At 50.0% G+C, this 8,628-nt stretch carries 7 protein-coding genes; 1 reads left to right on the forward strand and 6 read right to left on the reverse strand.

The window, feature by feature from the left end; genetic code table 11:
* Window positions 1-193: 193 nt before the first annotated feature.
* Window positions 194-1,093, forward strand: a complete 900-nt coding sequence (locus tag CJP72_RS24510) for a LysR family transcriptional regulator (RefSeq protein ID WP_032238590.1) — start codon at window positions 194-196, stop codon at window positions 1,091-1,093.
* Between the two features lie 191 nt (window positions 1,094-1,284).
* Here CJP72_RS24510 and CJP72_RS24515 read toward each other — a convergent pair whose 3' ends face one another.
* The 6 genes from CJP72_RS24515 to CJP72_RS24540 form a co-directional block, all read right to left on the reverse strand.
* Window positions 1,285-2,130: a dimethyl sulfoxide reductase anchor subunit family protein gene (locus tag CJP72_RS24515; RefSeq protein WP_050488389.1), complete on the reverse strand. Its 846-nt coding sequence runs from the start codon at window positions 2,128-2,130 to the stop codon at window positions 1,285-1,287.
* 1 nt (window position 2,131) lies between these two features.
* Window positions 2,132-2,683, reverse strand: a complete 552-nt coding sequence (locus tag CJP72_RS24520) for a DMSO/selenate family reductase complex B subunit (protein ID WP_032238582.1) — start codon at window positions 2,681-2,683, stop codon at window positions 2,132-2,134.
* A 2-nt stretch (window positions 2,684-2,685) separates the two neighbouring features.
* Window positions 2,686-5,274, reverse strand: a complete 2,589-nt coding sequence (locus CJP72_RS24525) for a molybdopterin-dependent oxidoreductase (protein ID WP_032238584.1) — start codon at window positions 5,272-5,274, stop codon at window positions 2,686-2,688.
* A 101-nt stretch (window positions 5,275-5,375) separates the two neighbouring features.
* Window positions 5,376-6,074, reverse strand: coding sequence for a TorD/DmsD family molecular chaperone (locus tag CJP72_RS24530; RefSeq protein ID WP_042201394.1), 699 nt, complete (start codon window positions 6,072-6,074; stop codon window positions 5,376-5,378).
* Window positions 6,075-6,085: 11 nt separating this feature from the next.
* Window positions 6,086-7,408 carry a radical SAM protein gene (locus CJP72_RS24535; RefSeq protein WP_032238586.1) on the reverse strand — a complete coding sequence of 441 codons (1,323 nt, stop codon included), beginning with the start codon at window positions 7,406-7,408 and terminating at the stop codon, window positions 6,086-6,088.
* A 13-nt stretch (window positions 7,409-7,421) separates the two neighbouring features.
* Window positions 7,422-8,351, reverse strand: a complete 930-nt coding sequence (locus CJP72_RS24540; RefSeq protein WP_072003681.1) for a 4Fe-4S dicluster domain-containing protein — start codon at window positions 8,349-8,351, stop codon at window positions 7,422-7,424.
* Window positions 8,352-8,628: the final 277 nt, after the last annotated feature.

Genomic DNA, 8,628 nt, shown 5'->3' on the forward strand with positions numbered 1-8,628 from the left:
TGACAAAGTCATCGGGCATTATCTGAACATAAAACACTATCAATAAGTTGGAGTCATTACCCAAGATTTTAAGTGAGCCGCTGTTAAAGGGGCAGCATAAGGTCATTTTGCTGGAATGATCTGATCTCATCGACATTCATAGCGGCTGATGAATGATAATATGAATTATCCACGTTTATGCTATGGATTTTCGATGTTATTTACGCTGCGCCAACTTGAATTTTTTGTCGCTATTGCCGATGCCGGACAAATCTCTAAGGCAGCGTTGTTTTGCAATGTTTCCCAATCGTCAATGACGGTTGCGCTGCAAAATCTGGAAGAGCAATGCGGAAGGCCGCTGTTTACCCGGCATGCTAAAGGAATACGCCTGACGGAAACGGGAGAGCGTCTATTACGCCATGCCAAAAAGGTATTAAACACCGTTCAGCTTGCAACGGATGATATGCTGATTCCGTCTAACGATCTGAGTGGAACGCTGCGCATTGGTGTTACTGAAACCCTCTCAGCCTACATGCTGCCTGCGCTGCTGAGCGCGATTACGGCGCGCTTTCCTTCTTTGCAATTTAGCCTGGTTGAATATCCTTCTCCTCGCTTATGTCAGGCGATAAGGGAGGGGATGGTTGATCTGGCGTTGATGCTGGTGTCCAACATTATGCTGCCAGAGGATTTTGCAACAGAGATATTCATTCGATCGACCCGGCGATTATGGACCTGCGCAGGCCATCCGTTACAGGATGCACCGACGATTACGTTGCAAGACATTGCGAAAGAGGACTTTTTGCTTCTCGATATGGATGACCATATCCCTATCGTCAACCATTACTGGACTGAGCAAAATTTGCAGCCGCGCATCAAATTTAAATCGACCTCCATTGAGGCGATAAGAGGTATGGTGGCGCAAGGCCACGGTGTCACCATTTTGTCTGATTTTGTGTATCGCCCCTGGTCGTTGGAAGGCAATCGTATCGTCCGGCGAGATGTGAGTAACGTGATCCCTTCGATGGATATTGGGGCTGTGTGGTTACAGGCGCGTCCTTTGCTGCCCAGCGCTGAAATGTTGATAGATTTCATCCGTAAACAAAAAACCGCATAATCGCGCCTTCTGTGCCATAAAAAATGGGCTGTTAGCCAGCCCACGCCGTCATTCCCGCGAAGGCGGGAATCTCTTACAGAAGAAACGCATTCCTTCCCCAGAGATCCCCGGCTTTCGCCGAGGATGACGAAAGGGCGTTTGTCAGCAATATCAATAGGCTGTTAGCCAGCCCATTGATGATTAGCGCACGATCACCCTCCGACGCTAAAGAACGCGTAGCGCCCTAAGAATTCGCCGGTGATGGTTATCATCAACGCCAGTGACAGTAATGCGGGCAATGATTTTCGTGGCAGCCGGACCACATAGGTCACAAGCAGGGCCAGTGCGATGCCCAGCAGCAGGTAACGCCACAGCGTCAATGTGCCGACATTCACTGCAGCGGTTTTAATGCTGATACCTTGTGCAAGGTTGGGGGCAACAGCAGAAAACATGACAATGACCGCAAACGTAGCCAGCACAAAACCCAGCAGGTAGAGGCGAAGCAAAGGCGTCATGACGCGTGCGCTCTCATTCTCTGCCAGTTGGTGTAACCGGGGCCACAGACACAGCGCATACAACAGGCTGCCCATCATAAACGCTGAACCATAAAAGCCCGCATAGGTTCCCCATCCTTGCCAAAGGATAAAACGGCTATGGTCGTAAATGGCTGACATGACGAAGATATCCGCCACGCCGACCAACGCAGTGAGCCCCAGCAGGATGGTAGGTAGCTGTTTTTTCACCAGTGCATAAACCAGTGTCAAAAATAGCAGGCCCATAAACAGCGCCGTGAACAGAATTTCGCGGCTCATCCAGGATGACGCGACATGGCTAAGTGTAAATAGCGCATGCCACGGATTACCCAGATGCGCAACGGATGCCAATAAGCCAATGCCGCCGCACAGTAACGCACACAAGAGTGCGGGACTGGCAAGCTTCAGTCGTTTGTCATCGGGCAACGTAGTGAAAATGAACGTATGGCAATACCAAACGGTGACGACACAACCGATAGTGATTTGCATCAGCAAGGTAAAAATGATCAATGGCCATTCGTGCATGTCAGTATCCTCGCTGTGTTTTAGTACCCACGATCAAGTTGGGTCGGGTTAGCGATGAGTCGGGCAGACCTGCGATATCCGCATTGTTGCCGTATTTTTTCCGTAGTTCACTGATGGGACCGAAATCCAACGCTCGCATGGGGCAGGCATCCACACAGGCTGGGTTTTCCCCCTTGGCGCGCAGATTCAGGCAGGTATCGCATTTCGTCATCATGCCAGACGCTTCATCAAACTGCGGTGCTTCGTAAGGACATGCCCAGGTACAGTAGCGGCAACCGACGCACAGCGTGTGATCGACCACGACCACTCCGTCTTCTTCGCGCTTATGCATTGCCTTGGTTGGGCAATGGCTGACACAGGAAGGCGAGTCGCAATGATTACACGCGATAGAAAGATGCCAACGTCTGGGCTTGGGAAACGTGCCTTCCTCAAAGTCGTAGACCCGCCGAAAATTACGTCCCACTTCCAGATCATTTTTATCCTTGCAGGCGATGACGCATGTTTTGCAACCGATGCACGCGGCGGCATTAAAATAGAATCCAACCTGTTCCATCGTTATCGCTCCTCACCAAAAATGATACGTTGTGGTCTGTCTACATCAGGAATCAATGCCGGGCCTTGCCACTTTTTCACGTCGCACAGCACGGTATTCCAGCCTGATGTCCCAAACCCGGTCGCGACCTGCTCCGATATGGCGTTATCCGCCCCCGCCAAATCAATGCCGCTGGCCTCATCCAGCTCGAACCAACTGCCGTGAGGCAGTGCGACAACACCGGGTTTCAACGTTTCGGTCAGCCAGGCCGGGCGCAGCGTTTTCCCTGATGCGCTGGTAATGAGCACGGTTTCACCGTGGCGGATGCCAAGGCGAGTGGCATCAGACTTATTGAGATAGACAGGGGAGGGCCAGGCTTCTCTAAGCCAGGGCACGTTATCCAGCGTGCTGTGTGAACGTCTTAAATAGTGCGGATTGTAAACCTGGAAGGGATACTCACCTTTCACTTTGCCTTTCCAATCTGAGAAGCTTTCTTCATACCCTTTGGGCTTGGCGGTATAGGCAGGAATAGGCGGCACTTCATTCCAACCATACTCACGGCTGATCCGTGTGAGTTTCTCGCAATAAATTTCAAACTTCCCGCTATCCGTGTCGCGCGGATTCTTCTCAGGGTCCTGGACAAAGTCTTTATAGGCGATATAGCCGTAATTATCCCCTTCGGTGCGTTCTACCTGATAGGTGCCACGAGTCAGGAATTCATTCAGCGAGATTTTGCCCTGCTGCGTTTTCCCTTTAACGCCCCACGCGGCCAGATCTTGTTCAGTGATGGTTAATAAGGGAACCTTGGTCTTACCGTCTTCATCAATGACGTTAGCCCCTTGCAGCGTATTGAAAAACTGCTGCTTTTCAGAAATCGGGAAGATTTTATCAACATCAACACCCAGTCGTTTGCCGATCTCTTTCGCAATCCATTGATCGCTTTTCGCTTCATAAAGCGGTTTAACAATGTTCACTGCCACAATCAGCACGTCGCGGTTGCTGGGGTTTAAAATGGTGCCTTCCCGTTCCCATTCGGTCGTGACGGGCAAGACCACATCAGAATATTTGGCGCTGGTGTGCAACACATAAGTGGGAGAGACGATGAACTCAACCTTCTCCCTCAGCGCAGCGATGCCTTGCGTAATATTGGCACGCGTTTGCATCGTGGCATTGAAGGTGTGGAACATCATCTGGATATCCACCTGTTTTTCGCCTTTACCGCGCTGGCGAAATTTTCCTTCCGTCAATGCCCTGTTGATTTCGTTGTGGTTAATGGTGCTGCTGATCGGGTTTGGGAAGTTGGGGAGCCCTGTGCCGCCGCCGTTAACCAAACGCGTGCCGCCGTTGCCAGCGGTGTAATGGCAGCATACGCCAGTCATTCGGCCAGAACGGCCCATATGCCCGGTCATAAAACCAAGCGTAGAAAATGCATGAACCCATCCTTCGCCATTGTGAATACGGGCAGGAGCCCACCCAGTGAGCAGGGCAACGCGGCGAGTGCCACCGATTTGTCTTGCCAGGCCACGGATAGTGTCTGGCGCAACACCACAGATTTCGGAGGCCCACTCAGGATTCTTGGGTTCGTGGGTAAAGGTGCCCAGCAGATAATCTTTGAAATTATCATCGGGATTAGCACCAGTAGGCATGTGCTCTCTGTCGAAGCCAACACAGCAACGGTTCAGGAAATCCCAATCTATCAGCGGGTTGTTTTGCGGATCGTCCTCTTCCAGTAAGGCATACATAATGCCTAATGCAAGCGCATGGTCTGTGCCAGGATTAACCGGCACCCAATCGGCATCGAGCAGCTCACAGGTTGCATGGTAGCTCGGGTCAATACAGATAAAGCGCGCTCCCGCCTTTTTCGCTTGCAGATAGTGATAGGTCGGGCTGCCCGGGCTACTCCAGGCCGGGTTGGCTCCCCACAAGACGATAAGCTGAGATTTGCGTAAATCCAAGCGATCGTTGGTGCCAAAACGAACCCACCCATCATGAACGCCGATATATTCCGGTGTGTCTTTCCATGCACCCCAGGATGTCGTCCCCCAGTCTGAGGTATAGCCGCCGTAGTTGGCGTAAACATTAAGATAATGCGTGCCGTTAGAGCCGGTGAGCCAGATTGACTCATTGCCATACTTTTCTTTGATGCGCTTGGTTTCGCTTGCCACAATATCCAGCGCTTCGTCCCAACTGATGCGTACCCATTGGTCGCGCCCGCGGAGTGATTTATCACCGCCGCCGGGAGCCCAGTTTTTACGCTTCATTGGATAACGGATACGGTCGGCACCAAAGACTTGCTTACGCTGAGAGCGGCCGCGCAGACATCCTCGCTGTTGAGGATTATCAGGGGTGTCACTGTGAGTATCATCCGTCTTTTGACGTTCTACTACGCCATCTACCACCAACGCCTTGTTCAAGCAGCGGCCACCACAGTTATGCCAGCATGCCGCAGGTTTCCAGACGCCTGTTTTGTCCGCCACAGCCGTTGCTGGCTGTACGGCAGTCGGTTCAGCGCGCAATCCGCGGCTCATTGGCAACGCTGCGATAGCGGCTGCCGCGGAGCTTATCTGGATAAACGCCCGCCGACTGATTCCAGAAAGTAAATTATTGATCATGTAATACTCCTACTTTCACATTGCATAAAAACCCTGCCGCCGTCGGCCTGCCAATACGGCATTGCCGACATGGCGGTGGGCATAGCGTGTTATCGTTTTTGTTATGACGTTGCTTGCACAGTCTCCATGCCAACGACCTGATTGAGTTGTTGTGCATCGTGGGTTAAAAACACTGGCAATAGCTGAGCGATGCCGCAATAGAAATCGGTCTCTGCGTGTGTTTTTACGTTATGGGAAAACGCATCACAGAACGCCAGCGTATGCTGCTGGAGAAAATCACGTTGCCTGAGCAGAGAAAGCATGACGCTCTGAAGCGAAGCGCCGCTGTGCAACGCTTCGGCAACGGACTGGCTTTGCTGATAAAGAAAATCGAGCTCGAACCCGATATGGTCTGGGGCCTCACCGTCATCGTCAGACATGGTCAGCCCGCAGGATTGATAAACCTGCTTTACCTCTTGGGTGCAACGTTGAAACAACAGCTTATCGCGCGACACATAGACGGATTCCCACGGTGGCGCAGGGGGTGTTTCGGGGCCGATAAACAGGCGGGTGAAATCCCAATGCAGATTTTCAAAGGCGCTGTCACCGGTGATAAAGGGCTCCCCTGCCAGTGCGTGTTGTACACGTTCTAATGCGGAAGAGAAATTCGCGTCAGCGATCGCAGGGAACAGCGTCGCCAGATCCTGCTGCTGTAGAAAATTCAACAATGCAGGCGTGGGTTCTTCGATCAGCAACCGGCGTAAAAGATCGTAACCCACGGTGCGTTGGATAAGGTATTCCGGGAATTGATGAGAGGTCATCGTCATATCCTTTAAATGTCGGCCAGCGAGAAGGTGGATGGCGTCACGTGTTGTAACTGCACTTCTTTCACGTCACGCTCGGTTTCTGAAAGGTGTTCGATAACGTTGAGTGAAAGGCAAACCTCAACGGGCAATGCACCCAGCAAGGAAATGGCCGAGGGGTGAAACTGAATATAGTGATGCTGCTGACTGTGTCTGACGGGAATGTGGTGTTGGGCCAGAAGGGCTTCCACGGCAGTAATGGCCGAGCCAAACACTTTAGCGCATTTGAAAAAAGCGTCCCGGGGAGAAAAATAGTAGGTCTTATCAACCGGGCTGAGATGGTTTTGCTGGAACACTTGCCCAGTATGTTTATTTTCCAAAGAACAATAGTGTACGCCCAGCTTCAACGCGTTCTCTAACGCGAACAGCATCAATTCCAGTGCCAATGTTTCGCTACCGGCAATGGCTAACCCGCCTGCATACCAATAATTGTAATACACCTGATAGGGGGGATATTTCAGGGTAAAACCGCGTTCGCGAAACGCGGCGGCATTCGCCAGAGGAAAACAAAACTCCAGCAGGTTGATACCGTCAACGCCGAGGGCATCGAGTTCGCACAATAATGCTTTCATCTGTTCGCCGCTGCCGGGAATAACCGGCATTTCCACCATTACCGTGGGAATATATTTTTTTGCCAGGCGAATGCGCCGCAGTATGCGAGCTTGCTTCTCTGCCGGATCGTCAATTTTGATGCTAAACCGGATTTCTTTCAGCCCAGCTTGTTGCAGTTGTTGTGCGGTTTTCTCGTCCAGGGGATCGCCTGCTGTGTAGAGCCGAGCGTGAATATCAGGGAAATGGTGCTGAAGTCGTTTAAAGAAACCGGTCGCTTCCGCTTTGTGTAATAACGGTTCTCCCCCGGTTAACGCCGCAAATTGCAAAGGCTCTCCGCTGGCAGCAATCTGTTCAATTTCCGTTGCTGCCTCACGCAGATGATGTTGGTAGTAGTCATAATCCTGTTGATTGGGATTGAAACAGAAATAGCATTGACGATGGCATTTTAGCGAAATGAATGCCGTGTAACTTCCTTCTCCCGTGCGGCAGGCAACGCATGCATCAGAAATCCAGTTGATGTGAATGCTTTTGTCATTGTTGGAAAACCGGGCACCCCTGGCGCGCAGTTGGTGTTTTAGGGCAAGCGCGTTATCACTGTTTTCGGAGGAGGATTCAAACGGCAGACCGTACTGTGCGATAGCGTGTAAGGTCTTTTGCTCGATCTCGATATAGCGTTGAGCATACTGTGCGAAATCAGGATCGTTAATACACGGAAAGGTTGTGCTATTGATGATGTTCATTTTTCATCCTCCGTTACGCAGAGAAATTCAGGCTTTTCATGCCGATACGATCCCCGGTGAAGCGGAGCTTTTCTTGCATGGAACAGGCGGGACACAGATGTTCACCCGGATTCAACGATGGGAACGGATTTTGACAGCGAGGACAAAATGCAACGTTAAAGGAATAATGTGTCTGTGTTTTTTTCGCTATTTCTTCTCTCACCTCAATGGCGGATTCCGGGCAACTTTCCTGACAGAGTTTGCACCCGACACACTCGCCAGATTCAATAACCAATTGCTTGTTTTGATAATGGAAAACGCCTGTTGGACATAATTTCAAACAGCTACTGCATAATGAACAGGCGTTTTTATTGATATTGATACTGAACAGTTGATAGTCAGGGAAAATATCGCTGATTAATCTGTTTGTTGGTGATGTTTTTTTGCCTAAATACCGCTGCACGGTACCAATATGCAGAAAACGACGCCGTGCGATAACCACGTCTAATTGTTCTGCACTGGCATGATTATCATCATGGCGGTAATAATTCATTAAGAAGGGCACTTGGTGGCATGCATGTAGCAGACTATTTGTGCGTTCGACAACATCACGCCATGCGAAATGGTTCTCATCTACAACCAGCGTACGGTACCCTGCACGATAATAGAGTAAAAGTTCTTTTACAGACGGGGCGGTAATCGCATCCAAATATAACTGGTCATCAGCCGTCTGACGTTCGGGAAATGGGCCTGTTATCGCCATCACTGGACATGCCGCGGTGCATCCGCCACAGCCTGAGCAGGCATCCGGGATAATCTCGACCGTACCGCTGCTGGTAATAGACAGAGCGCCTGATGAACATGCGTCTATGCATAGCCGACATTCGACTCTCCGGCTTTTATTTCGGATGCAATCAGATGTTACGACAATGTCATCATTGAACGAAGTATTAATAACACTCACCTCGTGCTGGCTTATAAGGAAAATATGACAAAAATTTAGTGAAAAAGTATGGTTTTATTTTTTTTGTATGCGCTTTTGGCTTTTTTTTATTTCTCTGTTGTTTATTTGTTAAATTCTCTCAAGTCTGTTATTTAAGTTAAAAAAATACTATATCCATATGCTGCATAAGGATAATAGATTTTTTCGATATGCCATTATCAGTATTATCTATATATCTGGTAATGACTCCAACTTATTGATAGTGTTTTATGTTCAGATAATGCCCGATGACTTTGTC

It is taken from the genome of Citrobacter sp. NCU1, assembly GCF_010231475.1.
In the GTDB taxonomy this organism is placed as follows: domain Bacteria; phylum Pseudomonadota; class Gammaproteobacteria; order Enterobacterales; family Enterobacteriaceae; genus Citrobacter_D.